The 18,689-nt window shown below is 64.6% G+C and carries 16 protein-coding genes and 1 tRNA gene; 7 read left to right on the forward strand and 10 right to left on the reverse strand.

All coding sequences use genetic code 11. The features are described from left to right. Positions 1-49: 49 nt before the first annotated feature. The 4 genes from RGUI_RS06725 to pdxH form a co-directional block, all read right to left on the reverse strand. Positions 50-126 (reverse strand) — tRNA-Pro (locus RGUI_RS06725). A 72-nt stretch (positions 127-198) separates the two neighbouring features. Next, the gene (locus tag RGUI_RS06730) at positions 199-603 is read right to left on the reverse strand and encodes a DUF192 domain-containing protein (RefSeq protein WP_253798956.1); all 405 of its coding nucleotides are present in this window, start codon (positions 601-603) and stop codon (positions 199-201) included. Positions 604-656: 53 nt separating this feature from the next. Then, the gene (locus RGUI_RS06735; protein ID WP_081532342.1) at positions 657-1,190 is read right to left on the reverse strand and encodes a cold-shock protein; all 534 of its coding nucleotides are present in this window, start codon (positions 1,188-1,190) and stop codon (positions 657-659) included. 118 nt (positions 1,191-1,308) lie between these two features. After that, complete coding sequence (gene pdxH, locus RGUI_RS06740; protein WP_081532343.1) at positions 1,309-1,914, reverse strand: pyridoxamine 5'-phosphate oxidase; 606 nt, start codon at positions 1,912-1,914, stop codon at positions 1,309-1,311. A gap of 98 nt (positions 1,915-2,012) precedes the next feature. Between pdxH and fabI the strand changes: the two genes are divergently transcribed. From fabI to trpE, 5 genes are all read left to right on the forward strand, one after another. Then, on the forward strand, positions 2,013-2,834 hold the full coding sequence (fabI, locus tag RGUI_RS06745; RefSeq protein WP_081532344.1) for an enoyl-ACP reductase FabI: 822 nt from the start codon (positions 2,013-2,015) through the stop codon (positions 2,832-2,834). A gap of 3 nt (positions 2,835-2,837) precedes the next feature. Further along, on the forward strand, positions 2,838-3,440 hold the full coding sequence (locus RGUI_RS06750) for a LysE family translocator (RefSeq protein ID WP_253798959.1): 603 nt from the start codon (positions 2,838-2,840) through the stop codon (positions 3,438-3,440). A gap of 17 nt (positions 3,441-3,457) precedes the next feature. Continuing rightward, positions 3,458-3,961, forward strand: coding sequence for a xanthine phosphoribosyltransferase (gene gpt, locus RGUI_RS06755; protein ID WP_081532345.1), 504 nt, complete (start codon positions 3,458-3,460; stop codon positions 3,959-3,961). Between the two features lie 117 nt (positions 3,962-4,078). Beyond that, positions 4,079-5,926: a peptidylprolyl isomerase gene (locus RGUI_RS06760; protein WP_081532346.1), complete on the forward strand. Its 1,848-nt coding sequence runs from the start codon at positions 4,079-4,081 to the stop codon at positions 5,924-5,926. Positions 5,927-5,938: 12 nt separating this feature from the next. Next, the gene (gene trpE, locus RGUI_RS06765) at positions 5,939-7,453 is read left to right on the forward strand and encodes an anthranilate synthase component I (RefSeq protein WP_081532347.1); all 1,515 of its coding nucleotides are present in this window, start codon (positions 5,939-5,941) and stop codon (positions 7,451-7,453) included. Between the two features lie 6 nt (positions 7,454-7,459). Here the strand turns inward: trpE and RGUI_RS06770 are convergent, their stop codons facing one another. The 5 genes from RGUI_RS06770 to pufB all read right to left on the reverse strand — a co-directional run bounded on the left by RGUI_RS06770 (position 7,460) and on the right by pufB (position 14,971). Further along, positions 7,460-11,170: a translocation/assembly module TamB domain-containing protein gene (locus RGUI_RS06770; protein ID WP_081532348.1), complete on the reverse strand. Its 3,711-nt coding sequence runs from the start codon at positions 11,168-11,170 to the stop codon at positions 7,460-7,462. Continuing rightward, the gene (locus RGUI_RS06775; RefSeq protein ID WP_081532349.1) at positions 11,170-12,963 is read right to left on the reverse strand and encodes an autotransporter assembly complex family protein; all 1,794 of its coding nucleotides are present in this window, start codon (positions 12,961-12,963) and stop codon (positions 11,170-11,172) included. Before RGUI_RS06775 ends, RGUI_RS06770 begins: the two co-directional genes overlap by 1 nt. 77 nt (positions 12,964-13,040) lie before the next feature. Beyond that, a complete protein-coding gene (locus RGUI_RS06780; protein WP_081532350.1) occupies positions 13,041-14,453 on the reverse strand; it encodes a PucC family protein in 1,413 nt (470 codons plus the stop codon). A 188-nt stretch (positions 14,454-14,641) separates the two neighbouring features. After that, positions 14,642-14,797, reverse strand: coding sequence for a light-harvesting protein (locus RGUI_RS06785; RefSeq protein WP_081532351.1), 156 nt, complete (start codon positions 14,795-14,797; stop codon positions 14,642-14,644). A gap of 18 nt (positions 14,798-14,815) precedes the next feature. Then, entirely contained in the window at positions 14,816-14,971 is a 156-nt protein-coding gene (pufB, locus tag RGUI_RS06790; RefSeq protein ID WP_081532352.1) for a light-harvesting antenna LH1, beta subunit, read from the reverse strand. A 409-nt stretch (positions 14,972-15,380) separates the two neighbouring features. On the opposite strand from pufB, the gene RGUI_RS06795 reads away from it, so the two are divergent. Continuing rightward, the gene (locus RGUI_RS06795; protein WP_081532353.1) at positions 15,381-15,710 is read left to right on the forward strand and encodes a hypothetical protein; all 330 of its coding nucleotides are present in this window, start codon (positions 15,381-15,383) and stop codon (positions 15,708-15,710) included. A 476-nt stretch (positions 15,711-16,186) separates the two neighbouring features. Here RGUI_RS06795 and ndk read toward each other — a convergent pair whose 3' ends face one another. Continuing rightward, positions 16,187-16,609 (reverse strand): nucleoside-diphosphate kinase, encoded by a 423-nt coding sequence (gene ndk / locus RGUI_RS06800; RefSeq protein WP_081532354.1) that lies wholly within the window; start codon positions 16,607-16,609, stop codon positions 16,187-16,189. 123 nt (positions 16,610-16,732) lie between these two features. Here ndk and RGUI_RS06805 point away from each other — a divergent pair, with 123 nt between their 5' ends. After that, complete coding sequence (locus tag RGUI_RS06805; RefSeq protein ID WP_081535999.1) at positions 16,733-18,598, forward strand: ABC-F family ATP-binding cassette domain-containing protein; 1,866 nt, start codon at positions 16,733-16,735, stop codon at positions 18,596-18,598. Positions 18,599-18,689 lie beyond the last annotated feature (91 nt).

Consider the following 18,689-nt stretch of genomic DNA (forward strand, 5'->3'; position numbering starts at 1 on the left):
GAACCGCCCCGGACGCGAACCAGACCGCCAAAGCCAAAATCGATGAAGATGGTCGGGGCGGCGAGATTCGAACTCACGACCTTCGGTACCCAAAACCGACGCGCTACCAGGCTGCGCTACGCCCCGACTGACGACCCTGATACCCGAGCCCGCGGCAGATGCAAAGCCTTGGCGTGAGCCCCATCGGCAGCCCGGGCCCTATTCCGCCCCGCAGGGCCATGCCGCGATGGTCTGATCCAGAAGCGGATAGCGCAACTCGCTGCCCGGCACGATGCCCATCCGGCGCGCCATGCCGCCGTTGATTTCCAGAACGGCAAGAATGTTCGGCCCGCCGTCGATGGCCGTGCGGTCGAGTGGCCGGGCGTTTTCGTGGATTTTCACAACCCGGCCTGTCTGGTCCAGAAACAGCATATCCAGCGGGATCAGCGTGTTTTCCATCCAGAAGGCGACCGGTTGCGGGGAGGGGTACAGAAACAGCATGCCGGCCAAAGGCGGCATGTTCTCCCGATACATCAACCCCTGCGCACGCTCACCGGGGTCGTCGGCCAGTTCGACGGCAAACCGCGCTCTGCCCCAGTCGCCCCTCAGATCGACGTGACGCATGTCGCATTGTGCAATCGCAACGCCGGCCACAAGGCAGGCGGCGATTGCCAAGGCTATTGATCGCACAAGGCGCTTTCCCATGGTCCCACCGTGATCGCCAGTTGGCCGCGCTTTCCCAGCGTCACGCGAACGGCAATCGCCTCCCCCGGCTGAAGATCCGCAAGGCCCGAACGCCGCAGCACCTCGATATGAATGAAAACATCGTCCGGGCGGCCAAAGACATTGGCAAAGCCGAAGCCCTTGGTCTTGTCGAACCACTTGACCCGGGCCGGTTCCAGAGGGATGGCCGCAAGCGCCTCCTCATCCAGATCCATCTCGTCTTCGAGGACCGGCTTCTGCCCCGGATCCGGCGGCGCGATGCTGATAACCTCGGTCGCCTGCAAACCGCGCGACGTCTCCTGCACCATCAGAACGATGCCCGCATCGTCGGCCACCGAGCTTTGGCCGAAATTCCGCAGGACGTTCGCGTGCAACAGGATGTCCGGCCCGCCGCTTGCGGGCACCACGAACCCAAAGCCCTTGCCCGGGTCAAACCATTTGACCGTGCCTTCCGCCTGACGTGGCTCTGCTTCCTCGTGTTCGCTCATATCACCCGTACCCGGCGTCAGGTGGGCCTCCCCTCGTTCACTTGTGACAGACCCGCCGACCGATGCAACCCGAATTCACCGAAAATCGGCGGCGGGAAAAATTCGCGAAGCGCGAATTTCAAGGAAAAAGTCTCGCAGTTTCCCACGCTTCGTCAACTTCTTTCCGCACCCAACGGAAGCGGTCGTGCAGGCGGAAGGCCCCGTCCGCCCAAAACTCTATCTCGACAGGCCGCAACCGGAAGCCACCCCAGAACGGCGGCCGTTTCGGAGCTGTCCCATGCTGTGCCGTCACCCGCGCGACGTCTGCCAGAAGTTCCCGGCGCGATCCCAGTGGACGGGATTGCCGCGATGCCCATGCGCCCAGACGGCTTTTCAGCGCACGCGACGCGAAATACGCATCGGCCTTTTCGCCGTTCTCCTCCTCGGTAATCCCTCGCACCCGAATTTGTCGCCTTAAAGACTTCCAGTGTAGCACGAACGCGGCCTTGCCAGAGGCAAATATTTCCTCTGCCTTCACGCTCTCATAGTTGGTGTAGAACAGGAAGCCGTCGTCCTCAATTTCCTTGAGCAGGACCATGCGCACATTCGGCAATCCGCCGCCGTCGACCGTCGCAAGCGCGATCGCGCTGGGGTCGTTGATTTCCGTCTTCTCGGCCTCGGCCAGCCACCGCCGTGCGATCTCGAACGGATCGTCCCCCGCGAAAATCCCGTCTCTATCCGCCATGCCTGCGCGCTCCTGCCTTGGTCTCATGGTCTTGATGGGCCAATCCATTTGCCCTACACCGGCTCAACTTTTCTGAACAGGTGGTCGAGGGCTCCGGGATGTCAACGAAACTGATGGAAGGCAAGCGCGGACTGATCATGGGGCTTGCCAACGACAAGTCCATCGCGTGGGGCGTCGCGCGACAATGCGCGGAGCATGGGGCAGAGCTTGCGTTCTCCTACCAGGGTGACGCGCTCAAGAAACGTGTGGCGCCGCTGGCCGAACAGGTCGGCAGCGACATCGTGCTGGAATGCGACGTGGCCGACGAGGGGTCGCTTGATAACCTGTTCGACAACCTCGCCAAGCGCTGGGATCATCTGGACTTCATCGTTCATGCCATCGGCTTTTCCGACAAGGAGCAGTTGCGCGGGCGCTATGTCGACACGACGCGTGACAACTTCGCCATGACCATGGACATCTCTGTCTTTTCCTTCACGGCCGTGGTGCAGCGCGCCGCGAAGATGATGGCCGAGGGCGGCTCTGCCCTCACCCTGACCTATTACGGCGCCGAAAAGGTGATGCCCCATTACAACGTGATGGGCGTGGCCAAGGCCGCACTGGAGGCGTCGGTCAAATACCTGGCGGAGGATCTGGGCAAGGACGGCATCCGCGTCAACGCGATCTCGGCCGGGCCGATCAAGACGCTGGCCGCCAGCGGCATCGGCGACTTCCGCTACATCATGAAGTGGAACGAGTTGAACTCTCCGCTGCGCCGCAACGTCACGCAGGATGAGGTCGGCAAGTCCGCCCTCTACCTTTTGTCCGATCTCGGCAGCGCCGTGACCGGGGAAACCCATCACGTCGATGCGGGCTATCACTGCGTGGGGATGAAGGCGGTGGATGCGCCTGATATCGACGCGGTCACCGGCCGCAAGGGCTGATCGTTGCAGTTTGCGCATCTCCTCGCCTTCAACCTGACGCTTCTGGCGGCGATGGCGGTGCCGGGTCCGGCGCTCCTTTATGCGCTGAAAATGGCCATCTCGCGCGGACGGCGGGCCGGGATGGCCGCGGGTGCCGGGCTTGGGATGGTCGCCGCGGGATGGACCGGCGCCGCGCTGCTTGGCCTTGACGCGGCCTTCCGGCTCTTCCCGTGGGCCTTTGTCGGCCTCAAGGTCGCGGGCGCGCTGTATCTGCTCTACATCGCCTGGACGATGTGGCGCGACGCCCGCACCCCGGTGGCAGAGCCCACGATGCCGGCCCACCGCGCCTTTGTCGGCGGGATGCTCGTCAATCTTGCGAACCCGAAGTCGGTTCTGTTCGCGGCATCGGTTCTGATCGTGATCTTTCCGCCGACCCTGACCTTGGTCGAAAAGGGGGCGGTCGTCCTGAACCACCTTGCGGTCGAAGTGGTCGTCTATGGTCTTTTCGCTGCCCTTCTGTCGACACGAACCGCCCGCACAGGGTATTTGCGCGCCAAGCCGCTGATCGACCGTCTTGCGGCGGCGGTTCTGGGCGCGCTTGGACTGCGCCTATTGCTGGACCGCTGAAGACAACGGAGGATTCCATGGCCCGCGACCGCCTGCCCCATGAAAAGGGATTTCACGTCAGCTGGGACCAGTTGCACCGGGATGCCCGTGCGCTGGCATGGCGGCTGGACGGACAGGGCCCCGACGAGGGCGGATGGCGCGCCGTGGTCGCGATCACCCGCGGCGGCATGGCCCCGGCGATGATCGTGGCGCGTGAACTGGACATCCGCATCGTCGATACGATCAGCGTGAAATCCTACAACCACCAGACCCAGAGCGCCCCGAAGGTCATCAAGTCCCCCGACATGGACCTGATCGGCGACGGCACCGGCGTTCTGATCGTCGATGACCTTGTCGATACCGGTCGCACGCTGGACGTCGTGCGCGCCACGATGCCCAAGGCCCATGTCGCCACCGTCTATGCCAAGCCGAAAGGCCGCCCGATGGTGGACAGCTACATCACAGAGGTCAGCCAGGACACGTGGATCTTTTTCCCGTGGGACATGGCCCTGCAATATGTAGAGCCCTATCGGGGCACCTGACCGGGCGCATGCGCAGGCGGGCCGGCGGGGCCCGCGCCGTTCGGCCGCTGACGCTTGCGGGCACCGGCACAAACACATACACAAACGCGGAAACCGCTGTGGCAAAGGGGCGCCCACATGTCAAAATCCGTCGCCAAGCAAACCTCCAAATCGCTTGTCTGGGTGCTGATGCTTCTGTTGATCCTCGGGCTCGGCGGGTTCGGCGTGTCGAATTTCGGCGGCTCGATCGACTCCATCGGCACCGTCGGCGACCGCAAGATCAGCATCGATACATACGGCCGGGCGTTGCAGCAGGAACTGGCCGCGCAGCAATCCGCGACAGGGGAACGGATGAGCCTTGCCGAGGCAGAGGCCCGCGGCATCGTGGCCAGCGTGCGCGGCCGGGTCATCGGCGACGCCGCGATGGACAATGAACTGGCGCGGCTGGGCGTGTCTGTCGGCGACGAACGGGTGGCCGAGCGGGTCAGGGACTTTCCGGCGTTCAAGGGGCCGGACGGGACATTCAGCCGCGACACCTATGCCTATGTGCTGAAGAACAACGGCCTGACCGAATCCGCGTTCGAGGACCGCGTTCGGGACGATACCGCCCGATCGCTGTTGCAGGCGGCCGTCGTCGGCGGGCTTGGCCAGCCGGACACCTATGCACGGACGATCTACGCCTTTCTGGCCGAACGCCGCAGCGCAAACCTGGTCGAACTGACCGGCGAAAACCTGCCCACCCCCGTGGGGGAACCGGACGAAGCCGCCATTCAGGCCCAGTACGAGGCCACGCCCGCCGCCTATACCGCCCCCCGGATTCGCAAGATCACTTATGCTTGGCTAACCCCTGACATGATGCTGGACCGGATCGAACCCGATGAAGAGGTGCTGCGCCAGCTCTACGAGGACCGGATCGACGAATTCGTTCAGCCCGAGCGCCGGCTTGTCGAACGGCTGGTCTTCCCCGACGGGGCATCGGCCGCCACAGCGATGGAGGCGATCGTTGCCGGCGAGACGACGTTCGAGGATGCCGTTGCCGACCGTGGCCTGTCGATGATGGATGTGGATATGGGCGATGTCACCGAGGTCGAAATCGGGGGCGACGCGGGGCGGGCAGTCTTTGCCCTGAACGAACCCGGGATCACCGGGCCGCATCTGTCCGATCTCGGGCCGGCGATATTCCGTGTCAACGCGATCCTGGCCGCGCAGGAAACCCCGTTCGAGGACGCCCGCGAAGCGCTGGCCGAGGAAGCCGCGCGGGACCGCGCGATCCGCGTGATCGGCGACCAGATCACCGATCTGGATGACCTGCTGGCCGCGGGGGCAACGCTTGAGGAACTCGGTACTGAAACCAAGATGGAAGTCGGCCAGATCGACTTCACCGCCGACAGCGATGAGGGCATCGCCGCCTATGACGATTTCCGCGCCGCCGCAGAGAGTGCCGCCGAGGGCGATTTCCCCGAGATCCTGGAACTGGAAGACGGCGGGATCTTCGCCCTGCGTCTGGATGCCGAAATTCCGCCCGCGCTGCGCCCGCTTGCGGACGTGCGCGAGCAGGTGATCGCCGACTGGCGTGCCGCCGAGACCGGCCGCCGCCTGACCGAAATGGCCGAGGCGATGAAAGCGGAACTGGACGCGGGCAAGTTCATCGACGCGCTTGGCGTGCCGTTCGAGTTCGAGACCGGCCTTGCGCGGGGCAGCCTCACCCCTCCGGAACTGAACGGCGCCCTGTTCGGCCTGTCCGATCTTGGGGACAGCACCGTCGCCACCATCGGCGACCGAGTCTGGCTGATCCGGCTTCTGGAGATCATGCCCCCCGATCCGAACGACCCCAATGCCGCGTTCCTTCTGGAAAACCTGACCGGTCAGGCCGCGCAGAGCATTGCGGGCGACCTCTACGCCTATTTCACGCAGGCGCTGATCAACGATGCGGGTCTGAACCTCGACCAGTCGGCGATCAACGCCGTGCATGCCAACTTCCGATAAGGTCGCCGCGCGATGCCCAAGCTGATCCCCGAATTCGCCGCTTTCGAAGCCGGCTATGCCAAGGGCAAGGCCCAGGTGGTCTATGCCCGTCTTGCCGCAGATCTCGACACGCCGGTGTCGCTGATGCTGAAACTCGCCGGCGCCCGGACCGACAGCTTCATGCTGGAATCCGTGACCGGGGGAGAGGTTCGGGGGCGCTACTCCGTCGTGGGGTTCAAGCCCGATCTGGTCTGGGACTGCCGGGGAGACACCAGCCGGGTGAACCGGCAGGCGCGGTTTGACCCCGACGCGTTCGAGGCGATGGAGGGCAGCCCGCTGGACACCCTGCGGCAGGTGCTGGCCGAAAGCGCCATCGACATGCCCGAGGATCTGCCCGCCATTGCCGCGGGCCTGTTCGGCTATCTGGGCTATGACATGATCCGGCTGGTCGAACACCTGCCGAATGTCAATCCCGACCCGCTGGGCCTGCCCGATGCGATGATGCTGCGCCCCTCGGTCGTCGCCGTTCTGGACGGGGTGAAGGGGGAGGTCACGGTCGTGTCCCCTGCCCGGCCCGAACCGGGGCTGTCGGCCAAGGCCGCCTATGCCCAGGCGGCCGAGCGCGTGATGGATGCGCTGCGCGATCTGGAACGCGCAGTTCCCGCCGACACCCGCGATTTCGGAGAGGCCCGCGAGGCCGGGGAGCCGGTGTCGAACTTCACCAAGGACGGCTACATGGCCGCGGTGGAGAAGGCCAAGGAATACATCCGTGCGGGCGACATCTTTCAGGTCGTCCCGGCGCAACGCTGGACACAGGATTTCCCCCTGCCGCCGTTTGCGCTCTACCGCTCGCTTCGCCGAACCAACCCCTCGCCCTTCATGTTCTTCTTCAATTTCGGCGGGTTTCAGGTGGTCGGTGCTTCGCCCGAGATCCTTGTCCGCCTGCGCGAGGGTGAGGTGACGATCCGCCCCATCGCGGGAACGCGGCCGCGCGGCGCGACACCGGAAGAGGATCGCGCGCTGGAGGCCGATCTTCTGGCCGACCAGAAGGAACGCGCCGAACACCTGATGCTGCTGGACCTCGGCCGGAACGACGTCGGGCGCGTGGCAAAGATCGGCACCGTTCGCCCGACCGAAGAGTTCATCATCGAGCGCTACTCCCACGTCATGCATATCGTGTCGAACGTGGTCGGCCAGATCTCGGACGATCACGACGCGCTGTCGGCCCTGCTGGCCGGGTTGCCCGCGGGCACGGTGTCGGGGGCCCCCAAGGTTCGCGCGATGGAGATCATCGACGAGCTGGAGCCGGAAAAACGCGGCGTCTATGGCGGCGGTGTCGGCTATTTCGCCGCCGGTGGCGACATGGACATGTGCATCGCGCTGCGCACCGCCGTGGTGAAGGACGAAAAGCTCTATATCCAGGCCGGCGGCGGGGTCGTCTATGACAGCAACCCCGAGGCGGAGTGGCAGGAAACCGTCAACAAGGCCCGCGCGCTCCGCACCGCGGCGGCCGAGGCCGCCCGCTTTGTGCGTCGCGGGAACCTTTGATCGCGCTCAGTAGTCGCGCTGGAAGAAGAAGCCGATCCCGGTATCGCCCTGATCGTCGACGCTGCCGGTGACGGAAAGGCTGCGCGTGACGTCAAGGTTGAGGTGGATTTCGGTCTGCCCTTCGGAGTTCACCACGACTTCGGAATAAAGGTTGTCGCTGATATACTTGCCCGCGGCGACCTGCGCGCCGCCATCGGCACCTGTGGTCACGTCCAGTTGGTCAAGCCCGATGTTCCGGCGCAGGTTTCCGAAGAATCCTTCGCCCCCACCCGCGAGTTCGGAGGCCGCCGCGGCAAGCTGCACCGCCTGGAAGGCCGACAGGCTATCGATCTTTTCGCCGAACAGAAGTTGCGCCAGAACCTCGTCCTCGGGCAGCTCGGGGGATGAGTTGAACGTGATCTCGGGTTGTCTGGCCCGCCCTTCGACCCGGATTTCAAAATCGGTATCGCCGCGCTGGGTATCGACGACGAACAGGATATATGGCTCCAGCGCCCCCTGAAGCGACACCCGCCCTTCATCAAGATCGAAGCGCTGGGTCATGATGTCGAGCCGCCCGCGGATCAGGTCGAACTGCCCTTCCGGTACGATATCCGACGTCGTGCCCCTGAGGCGCATCCGCCCGCCAAGCTCGGCCTCCAGCCCGCGGCCGCGCACGAAGATCTGGGACGGCGCCGAGATGACCAGATCCAGCGGATAGCCGGGGCCGCTGCTTCCGCCCTCGCTGCTGGTCTTGATGAGCCCGGCCTTGACCCGCGTTCCCTGCACGGCCGAGGACGCGCCGATATGCACGATATCCGGGATCGGCCCACCCGCGCCCGAGCCGGACGAGGGAACCATCACTTCGGTCCGGCCGACATCGATCCGCCCGCCGATGCTGGCGCCGCCGGTCAGGGGGCCAGACATCGTCACCTGCCCGTCCAGGGTCGTCTGGTAAAGGGTGGGGTCACGCAACTCGGCCCCATCAAGCGTTACGGTCAGGTCGCCGTTGAAAGGTGCTGTCAGGTTGACCGGCCCGCGCACGGCCACGCGGCCAGCCCCCAACGCACCGGCGACGTTGATTTGTGCCGTGGAATTCGACAGATCGACGGTGCCCCCGAGGTCCTCGATGGCCAGGCTTGCCGAGGGTATCGCCACGCGCCCGCCCGATGCCGACACCCGGCCCGACAGCGATGCAAGATCAAGGGGGCCGTCGAGCGCCAGATCGAACCGGAGTTGCCCATCTATGCTTTGCGGGGCGATGAAGGCATTGGCCAGCCCCAAGGGCAGCCCGCCGCTCAGCGTCAGATCCGCCGTCGATGCGTCCTGCGCGAGGGTCCCGCGCACGGTCGCCGTGGTGCCCCCCGGTGCGACAAGATCGAGATCGAGGCCCCAATTGGCGCCGCGCGGACGCACCTGCCCGTCCAGCGTCACGGGACCGGCGAAGTTCGGCACCAGAAGCGCAAGATCCGACAGGCGGGCCGCCACGTTCAGGCCGCCATTTCCGGCAGGATCGGCGTGCACGGTCAGTTGCGGAGTGTCCGCCTGCAGCGCGTCGACGCGAATGACCCCCTCCTTGCGCGACCCACGGACCGAAGCGGCGACCTGCCCATCGATCAGCTTGTCAGCCTCTGCAATTCCGGTGGCAACGCCGGTTCCCGTCAAATCGGCCGCCACCTCAAGATCGGCATTCACGGCGCCCGCAAGGCTTGCGGTACCTTTGAGTGTCCCCGCCAGCGTCTGCCCGGCCAACCCGGAAAAAGCCGACAGATCGGCCACGGCGAAGGACAGATCGGCATCGACCGGCAGGTCCGGATCGTCGGGCTTGATGGTTCCGGTCCCGTCGATTTCGGCCCCGGCCCCAAGGATCGTGAACCGTTCAAGCCTGAGATTTCCGTCGGCCTCCCACGCGGCATCGGCGGTCACGGTGGCCGGACCGCTGAGATTCGGGTCGACAAGCGACAGGTCGTGAATCTCTCCGCGCACCTTGCCCCCGCCGGTCGAGGCGGAAAGCGATGCATTCGCGGCAAGGGTCACGGCATCGGTCTGGACATCCAGATCGCGCAGCGTCGTCCCTTCGGGTCCGCGCGCAGCGGACAGGCCAACGGTGCCGCGCCCGGCCAGCAGCGGGTCCAGTTGCGGAATGCCCGCGGCCAGATCCTGGGTGGCGGCATCAAGGGTGACGTCGAAGATCCCGTCGAGGAGACCGTACCGGCCAGACACCCGCGCCTCTGCCGACCCGCCAAGATCGCGGCCGGCAAGGGAGCCAAGGCGCGACAGGTCCCCCACGGACAGCCGTGCCTGCCCCTCGACCGGCAGACCGTCGGCCAGTTCGTTCAACGTGGCATCGGCCATGACGCGGATATTCCCCGCAGTCAGCAAGAGGTTGCGGAGCGTCGCCTGCCCCCCCTGCTCCCATGTCACGGCCGCCGATCCTTCGGCCCCGCGTCCCATCGCCTGCGCAAGGGCCGGGTCGTTGTGGTCGAGCCCCTCTGCCTTGAAGACGACATCGGCGGTGACCGATGCCGGGTTTTCCGGCCGGATCGTACCGGAACCGGCCAGGTCCGCACGTGCGATGGACAGGCCATCCCGAGAGAACCCGTCAAGCACCGCCTGCGCCGACCAACTATCCCCTTCGTCTTCGTCGAAGCGGGCGACCAGATCGACGCCATCGACCCTGGCGGCGGGGCCGGGCACCGGCAGGACGACGGGGCCATCGAGACGCCCATCAAGGGAAAACCTTTCGGGCAAGCCCGAGGGCGAGAGTTCCAGTGTCCCGGTGAGATTGAGCGCATCGGCCGCGACCTGAAGATCCTCCAGATCGAGCGCACCATCGGAATACCGTGTCCCCTTGGCACTGACCGACGTGCGTTCACCGAAGAACGGGCGGAACCGGTCTTCCATCAGCGGCCGCAAGTCGCCCGCAACGGCAAGGGTAAAGGCGTTGGTGCCCGGGTCCCCCTCGGGCTCGGCCAGGGTGACCCGTCCCGCGACCCGCTGCACACCATCGGTCGCCAGCCGCAAATCCGCACCGAAACGGGACAACGGCCCCTCTCCGATCACGGAAAGATCCAGCGACGGGGCCCCGGGCAGGGTCAGCAGGCTGGCGGCAATCCCGCCCTGCCCTTCGGTCATGGCAAGGTAGAGGGACAGGATCTCGGTCTCGTTGCTATAGCCCGCCGCCAGCTTGAAATTGCCCTCAGCATCGGTGCGCGTCGCGGTCAGATCGACCCCGCCTTCGCCCCCGGCCAGCCGCACGGCGCCATCGATGGTCAGCACGGCGTCCTGCCCGATCAAGGCCTCGCCAAGTTCCAGTTTCTCGGTCGAAATCTTTCCGATCTCGATGGACACGGGCAGATCGGGCAAAGAGAACGGCTTGGCCTCGGAATCCTTGACCGTCGCCTTGTCGCCTTCCGATTTGGGCAGGCGCGGCAGGAGGATTTCATCCGCGGTCAGTTCCTTGATGTCGATGCGACCGCGCAACAGCGCAGCGCGCGACCAGTCCAGAACCGCGCCCCGGAGGATCAGCCAGGGGCCATCCTCATCCGCGATGACAAGTTCTTCCATCGTCGCGCGCGAGGACAGGGCGCCCTCAAATCCCGTGACGGTCACCTCCCGGCCTGCGCCGGACAGTTTGCTTTCGAGGAAGTTCTCGATAAAGCCGCCGCCGTCTTCCGATTCCTGCGCGAGTGCCGGGGCGGGGCTTGCGACGATCACAAGGCAAATTAGAATCCTGCGCATCAGAAAGCCTGCCCGATCCCGATATAGAATTGTACGCCGTCGCCGGTTCCGCCGCCCATCGGCGCCGCAACATCAAAGCGGATCGGCCCGATCCCGGTATCGTATCGAAGGCCAAGTCCCGCGCCGCTATGCCATTTCCCGTCATCCATCCAGGAATTCGGACCGATGAAGCCGGCATCGGCAAAGGCAACAACGCCGATCGACCGTGTGACGCCCATGCGCGCCTCTGCCGACAGACCAATAAACGACCGGCCGCCGATTTCGTCGCCATTGTCGAGTTCAACCGCCAGCGATTGATAGGGCTGGCCGCGCACGGTTCCACCGCCGCCCGAGAAGAACAGCAGGTCCGAGGGCACGCCCTGCGCACTCGCCTCGAGAATCGATCCGATCTGGAGGCGCCCAGCCAGAACCAGCCTTTCCCCGATGCCGCGATAGGCACGCATATCGGCCTTGATCTGCGCACCGTCCTCGGCCTCTCCCCCAAGACCCAAAAGCGGCGTTGCTTGCAGGTTGAGGTAGAACCCGTTGCGGGTATCCAGATCGCTTTCGCGTCCATCCCATGTCAGCGCGGTCGGGAACATGGCATGATACATATACCGCTCTCCGAGATCGTCACGGATATCGGAGTAGTTCAGCAAAAGCCCCGACCGTGCCGACAGCCGGTCAGAGAAATCATGGGTCAAGCCGAAGCCGAATTTCGATGAATCCTCGGTGTAGTTCGGTTCGTTATCCCGTTTGATGCCGGCCAGAACATAAAGGCCCGTATCCGGATCGAAGGTCGCCGGACGTTCGAAAAGCCCGTTCAGACTGAAGTCCTCTCCGCCGTCATCGGCCCCGCCGACGCCGCTGATCTCCAGATCGAACCGCAACCGTTCGGCCCCACCCAAGAGGTTGCGATGCATCCAGAAACTGCTAAGCGACAGCCCCTCTTGCGAATAGAGTTCCGCACCGAAGCCGAACCGGCGGGGCTTGTCATCCACGACCTCCAGCGTGATGTCCATGCTGTCGTCGGGGGCCAGCGTCTCGGCCTCTGCCAGGCGGACCGAGCGGAAGGCGCCGGTCTTGCGCAGGCGATCGGCGCTGTCTTCCAGCTTTTCCGGATCGAAGGGGTCGCCCTCCGGAAGCCCGGCGATGTCGTGCAGCCGCTTGCGACGGACCCGCGAATCGCCCTCGATCACGAGTTTGCCGAAGGTCACGGCCGGACCGGGCGAAAGCTTGAGATCCGCCGACAGCGTCGCGTTACGATGGTTGGCCGCGATCCGTTGGCCCGAGATTTCCGCCTTGGCGTGGCTTGCCGCGCGCCAGGCTTCGACGCCCGCGCTGGCCGCCTGCCGGATCAGACCGCTTTCGGCAGGTTTTCCCGCGGCAAAGCCATCCGGCAGGACCGTACCCGGGGCAAGCGGACCGATCTCTGCCCGTGAAAAGGTGAAGGCCGGCCCGGTCTGCACCTTGATCTCGACAACGCCGATACTGCTGGGCACGGACAGGGGCGCGATATAGGAGGCCTCGCGCCCATCAAGACGGATATTCACAACGGGGCCGTAATAGCCGCGCGCATAAAGCGCCCCGACGATGCGGGAATAATCGGCGAGCGCGGCGGAATAGATGTCCTGCGCCGTCGCCTCTTCGTTTGCGACCGTTCGAACGGTGAGCGCGGCCGACTCGACCGCCTTCACGGCACTGTTGTCCCCCCCCGGTTCCGTAATGCGCACCTCGGTCGCGACCGCAGCCCCGGCAGACGTGGAAAGAAGGGCCAGTGCGGCCAGCAGATTTCTAGGACTTGATTCGATCACGGTATGCCCCCTTGCGGGGACATACTCGCGAACGGTGACGGCTTGTCAAAGCGGTTAAGGCCGAAATGCCGCAGATCTCAGGTCGTGTGGCTTTGCGCGCCGAACACCTTGTGCGCAACGAGCGGATAGACAGCCACCAGCGTGATTCCCAAAAGCAGGAACTCCGCACCGTAGACGAAGAAATACGGGGTGGCCGCGCCAAACAGCGTCGACAGGGGCGAGGCAAGAATCACGTCGCGGGCGACACCGCCAAGGGCGATTGCGATCCCGGCAGAGGTCGCCTGCACCGCGCCCCATGCGCCAAGCGCCAGACCGACCTGCTCTTTCGGGGCGGCGCGCATCGTGGCCGTCAGCGTACCGTGACCGAAAAGACCCGCGCCGAATCCCGCAAACAGCGTGCCCAGCACGAAGATCGCCGGGGACTGCAGCGTGGCAGAGAAGGTGATCAGCGCAAAGGCCGGCAGACCGACCGCCGCACCCCACCCCGCCATGACCATCGGATCGGCCCCGCGGCTGAGCACGCGCGACGCCCAGGCGAACCCGACAAGGCTGCCGCCGGCAAGGGTGGCGGTCAGGCGCGTGGTGGCAGACACGGTCATGCCCAGCACCTGCCCGCCATAGGGCTCCAGCAGGACCTCGGCCAGGCCGAAACCCATCGTGCCCAGACCGATGACCCAAAGCAGACGCTTGGGATTCGCCCCGCGCATGAACAGGCCCCACGCCTCGGCAAAGGTGGGATCGGGTTCGGGATTGGTGCGCTGCTTGTAGGCGCGATCCCTGTCGCGGGCCTCCATCTTCCAGATCGCCAGGACGTTCAGCACAAGGGTCATCAAGGCTGCCCCCTGCACGACCTGAATCAGCTTGGCGTGATAGAAGTTCTCAAGAAGCACACCGAAGATCAGGGCGCTGATGATCATGCCGACCAGCAGCATGACATACATCAGACCCACGACATTGGGCTGATCCTCCCGCGGGGCAAGGTCGGTGGCCAGCGCCAGCCCGACGGTCTGGACGATATGCATGCCCGCCCCGACCAGAAGGAACGAAATCGCCGCACTGACCAGCCCGATCCATATCGGCGCCTCGGCCGCGTATTCCTGCCGCGACAGCACGATCAGCGCCAGCGGCATCACGCAGAAGCCGCCCCACTGCAGCAGGGTACCCTTCCAGATATAGGGCACGCGGCGCCAGCCGAGCGCGGATTTGTGCGTGTCGGACTTGAAGCCGATCAGCGCGCGAAAGGGCGCAAATACCAGCGGCAGCGAGATCATCACGCCGACCAGCGTTGCCGGCACGTCAAGTTCGACGATCATGACCCGGTTTAGGGTCCCGACCAGAAGTGTCATGGCCATCCCGACCGAGACCTGGAACAGGGCAAGGCGCAACAGGCGGCTGAGGGGTAGATCGTCGCTTGCCGCTTCGGCAAACGGCATAAAGCGCGTCCCGGTCGCGGCAAGCGCCTGGACGGCCATTTTACTGAATCGATTCATGCGGTCGCACTCCACACGGCAACCTCACCGGCGCCGTGCCCCGATGGCCCGCAAGGGCGCGTTTCCTATGTGGCATGGGCAGGGCGCCCAGCGCGTAAAGGCCGAGGCTTGGCCCCGGCCTTCGCAAAACGCTTCTCTCAAACCAGATGGTTATCCGAGAAGATCGTCGTCTCGTTCACCAGAACGGCTTACTCGGAAGCAGCGCCGTTGTGGTAGTCAGCCACCCAGGTGGTGTTGGCAACGATGCCAACGTGCACGAGGAAGGAGCTGATGGCGACGGCGCTCAGGAAGAGCGGGATACCAACGGTCGGCTTAACGACCAGCCACATTTTCGCGTTGTTCATAACCTAGGTCCTCCTAAATTAGCCGAGCCACGGGGTGGCGATGGCAGCCAGGAAGTGAGCGAACAGCGCCAGGGCGCCGAACACGCGGGTGCCGTCGATCACTTGCTTGTGGATCTCTTCGGCTTCGGCAAGGGTCAGACCGGTCGGCCAGACTTTGTCAGGATCGTCAGACATATTGTCGTCTCCCCAATATGGTTTTCGACTGTGGTACGTGCAGAGCCTGCACGCAGGCGTCGACAACTTCCGATCGGGTGCTTTCCGCTGCGAAGGCTTTGGAAGTTTTGCCTCCGACCATCGTCGTCACTTAGAAACGATGTCACAAGCGATTGACGTTGGCAATGTCAACGAAGGCTGACACCCCCCCGAAATCGTGCGACATATCGTTCAGCGTTGACAGCCGGTCGCAGGCGTCGCACCTGTCGCACCGCATATTGTCCCTGCGACCGTCAGAGCCATTGAGTTTTCCGGTACATAGTGGGGTAATGGGAGGTGCCGTACTGCAAATCCGCCGTTCTCGTCGGGCCCTGAACGAGCTGCGCTCCTTCCAACGACGATGCGGGACCTTTGAAAACCTGGAGGATCCATGGCCGACAAATATATCTGGGACAACTGGCTTCCCAAACTCGCCACCAAAGACCGCGTGCTGACCGACACCGACTTCGGCAAGCCGGGTGCAAGCACGACCCCCTTCTCTGACATGCTGGGCTTTGCCTGCGTGTCGACCAAGAAATCGAACACCGAACTGATGTCCGGTCCGATCGTGTCCGAACAGATGGGCTGGGAACTGCTCAACTACGACTACGGCGAAGGCAACGTCATCCTGACGACCGGCTCCACGCCGCTGTCCTCGCGCATGGGCTGGTCGCTGCTGGCCGATCGTCAGTACTACGGCGTCGCCGAGACGTCCCGCTAATACGGGCGCAAGCCTGATCGAAACGCCCGGGGGTACCAGCCCCCGGGCGTTTTCTTTTGTGCCGGGCCGATGTCGGGGCGCAATTCTTTGGCGGCCGACGCCCCCACGGACGGGACGGAAACGGTCCGTTTCTCAACTTTCGCCATGATTCCGCACGGGTTCGCGCCAGAATTGGGGCGTTTCATGAAAGCAGGCGGCCGGAAACCCCGAGTCGCCACGAGGCCAAACCCGCGAAAGGAGAATGACATGGCAGCCTCAAATCCCGGCACAAGCCGCCCGGTTCCCCCAAAGGCCGACGCCCCGACAAACGCCCGCACCCGACCGAACCCGAAACCGCAGGTCACCTTCACCGACTGGGCCAGTATCTGAGTCGGCACGAAAAAGGGCCGGCCCGATGGACCGACCCGATGTGAGAGTCGCGCAGGAACGCGCGAGGAAAACGCCTGTATGGCGGTACAGAACGTGCCCGGGACGGGTTATCCCACCAGTTCGAGACCCGAGAAGAAGTAGGCGATCTCTTCCTTGGCGGTGTCCTCGCCGTCCGAACCGTGGACGGAGTTTTCGCCGATCGACAGGGCGAATTCCTTGCGGATCGTGCCCTCGGCGGCTTCGGCGGGGTTGGTCGCGCCCATGACTTCGCGATTCTTGGCAATCGCGTCTTCGCCTTCCAGCACCTGCACCACGATGGGGCCGGAGGCCATGAACTCGCACAGTTCGCCGTAGAAGGGACGCTCCTTGTGGACGGCATAGAACACGCCGGCCTGCGCCTCGGTCAGGTGGATTCGCTTCTGCGCGATGATGCGCAGGCCGGCGGCTTCCAGCTTGGCGTTGATCGCGCCGGTCAGATTCCGCTTGGTCGCGTCGGGTTTGATGATGCTGAAGGTACGCTGAATGGCCATGATCGGGTCCTCTTAGGCGCCGCGGCACATGCGGCGGTGAAAAATCGCGGCTCTGCTAGCATGGGGTCTACGCCTTGAAAAGCGGCGATTGACGGGGGCTGCGGGCTGCGGCACATGCCCTGCATGCTACGCATCAGCGATATTTCCTACGCAGTCGAAGGCCGGCCGCTGTTCGACGGGGCCTCCACCGTGATTCCCGAGGGCCACAAGGTCGGCCTGGTCGGGCGCAACGGGGCGGGCAAGACCACGCTCTTCCGCCTGATCCGGGGGGAACTGTCGCTTGAGTCGGGCGATATCGCCCTGCCGCCCCGCGCCCGCATCGGCGGGGTGGAGCAGGAAGCACCGGCCTCTGACGTATCGCTGCTGAATACGGTTCTGGCCGCCGATACCGAACGCGCCGCCCTCTTGGCCGAGGCCGACACCGCCACCGACCCCCATCGAATCGCGGAGGTGCAGACGCGCCTTGCCGATATCGACGCCTGGTCGGCAGAGGCGCGGGCCTCTGCGATTCTGAAGGGGTTGGGTTTCACCGAAGCCGAACAGGCCATGCCGTGCTCTGCCTTTTCGGGCGGCTGGCGGACGCGTGTCGCCCTTGCTGGCGTGTTGTTCGCGCGCCCCGACGTGCTGCTTCTGGACGAACCGACCAACTATCTCGACCTCGAAGGGGCGCTGTGGCTGGAATCCTACCTCGCCCGCTATCCCTACACGGTGATTCTGATCTCGCACGACCGGGACCTGCTGAACCGCGCGGTTGGCCATATCCTGCACCTGGAGGACCGCAAGCTCACGCTTTACACGGGCGGATACGACAGTTTCGCCCGTGCGCGCGCTGCGACTCGCGCCGTTCAGGCCGCCGAAGCGAAGAAACAGGACGCGCGGCGCGCCCATTTGCAAAGCTTCGTGGACCGATTCCGCTACAAGGCGTCGAAAGCCAAGCAGGCCCAGGCCCGACTCAAGATGCTGGAGAAGATGGACAGCATCACCGCACCCGAAGATGCGGCGCGGACGGTCTTCACCTTTCCCCAGCCGGACGAACTGTCCCCGCCCATCGTCGCGCTGGAAAGCGCCTCGGTCGGCTATGACGGCAAACCGGTGCTGTCGCGGCTGACCCTGCGAATCGATCAGGACGACCGGATCGCGCTGTTGGGGCGCAACGGTGAGGGCAAATCCACCCTGTCGAAGCTGCTCTCAGGCAAGCTTACCGCCCTGGGGGGGCGGGTCACACGATCGGGCAAACTGAGAATCGGCTATTTCGCCCAGCATCAGGTGGACGAGTTGCATCTGGACGAGACACCCCTCGACCACCTGCGCCGCGAACGCCCAGAGGATGCGCCGGCCAAGCTGCGCGCCAGGCTGGCGGGGTTCGGACTGGGCGCGGATCAGGCGGAAACAGAGGTCGGACGACTCTCGGGTGGGCAAAAGGCCCGGCTGTCGCTGTTGCTGGCCACGCTGCATGCGCCGCATCTGCTGATTCTCGACGAACCGACCAACCATCTGGACATCGAAAGCCGCGAAGCGCTGAGCGACGCGCTGAACGCCTATTCCGGCGCCGTGATTCTTGTCAGCCACGACATGCATCTTCTCAGCCTCGTCGCCGACCGGCTATGGTTGGTAAAGGACGGGCGGGTTTCCCCCTATGACGAAGACCTCGACGCCTATCGCCGGTTGTTGTTGGCCTCGGATGCGCCCGAAAAACCTGCCGCCCCCCCGAAGCCGACATCGAAGAAACCGTCCCGCGATGCATTGCTTGCCGCCCGCGCCGAGGTCCGCAAATGCGAGGCCAGGGTCGAGAAGCTGACCGAGATGCACGAGAAGCTGTCCGAAAAGCTGGCCGATCCAACGCTGTACGACTCGGCCCGAGAGGATGAGCGCTTGCTCTGGCAGCGCAAGTTCGCGGAAGTCGAAGACGCGATGGAGCGCGCGGAAACGCTCTGGATGACCGCGCTGGAATCGCTTGAGGAGATGGAGACGTCAGGTCAGAAAAGCTGAGGCGCTACTCGTCTCCAGCGACGGAACCCTCCAGACGCCAGAGGTGCGGCATTTTTCGCATGCGGGACAATGCCGCCTCTCGCTGCTTGAC

Source organism: Rhodovulum sp. P5 (genome assembly GCF_002079305.1).
Classification (GTDB): Bacteria; Pseudomonadota; Alphaproteobacteria; order Rhodobacterales; family Rhodobacteraceae; genus Rhodovulum.

What these genes read in the sequence shown, in the direction of transcription:
- trpE (WP_081532347.1), top strand. Translation starts at nt 5,939, where the DNA reads ATGCCCAAGCTGATCCCCGAATTCGCCGCTTTCGAAGCCGGCTATGCC.
- fabI (WP_081532344.1), top strand. Translation starts at nt 2,013, where the DNA reads ATGTCAACGAAACTGATGGAAGGCAAGCGCGGACTGATCATGGGGCTT.
- RGUI_RS06785 (WP_081532351.1), bottom strand. Translation starts at nt 14,797, where the DNA reads ATGAACAACGCGAAAATGTGGCTGGTCGTTAAGCCGACCGTTGGTATC.
- RGUI_RS06770 (WP_081532348.1), bottom strand. Translation starts at nt 11,170, where the DNA reads ATGCGCAGGATTCTAATTTGCCTTGTGATCGTCGCAAGCCCCGCCCCG.
- RGUI_RS06735 (WP_081532342.1), bottom strand. Translation starts at nt 1,190, where the DNA reads ATGAGCGAACACGAGGAAGCAGAGCCACGTCAGGCGGAAGGCACGGTC.
- RGUI_RS06805 (WP_081535999.1), top strand. Translation starts at nt 16,733, where the DNA reads ATGCTACGCATCAGCGATATTTCCTACGCAGTCGAAGGCCGGCCGCTG.
- gpt (WP_081532345.1), top strand. Translation starts at nt 3,458, where the DNA reads ATGGCCCGCGACCGCCTGCCCCATGAAAAGGGATTTCACGTCAGCTGG.
- RGUI_RS06780 (WP_081532350.1), bottom strand. Translation starts at nt 14,453, where the DNA reads ATGAATCGATTCAGTAAAATGGCCGTCCAGGCGCTTGCCGCGACCGGG.
- pdxH (WP_081532343.1), bottom strand. Translation starts at nt 1,914, where the DNA reads ATGGCGGATAGAGACGGGATTTTCGCGGGGGACGATCCGTTCGAGATC.
- ndk (WP_081532354.1), bottom strand. Translation starts at nt 16,609, where the DNA reads ATGGCCATTCAGCGTACCTTCAGCATCATCAAACCCGACGCGACCAAG.
- RGUI_RS06730 (WP_253798956.1), bottom strand. Translation starts at nt 603, where the DNA reads ATGCGTCACGTCGATCTGAGGGGCGACTGGGGCAGAGCGCGGTTTGCC.
- pufB (WP_081532352.1), bottom strand. Translation starts at nt 14,971, where the DNA reads ATGTCTGACGATCCTGACAAAGTCTGGCCGACCGGTCTGACCCTTGCC.
- RGUI_RS06795 (WP_081532353.1), top strand. Translation starts at nt 15,381, where the DNA reads ATGGCCGACAAATATATCTGGGACAACTGGCTTCCCAAACTCGCCACC.
- RGUI_RS06760 (WP_081532346.1), top strand. Translation starts at nt 4,079, where the DNA reads ATGTCAAAATCCGTCGCCAAGCAAACCTCCAAATCGCTTGTCTGGGTG.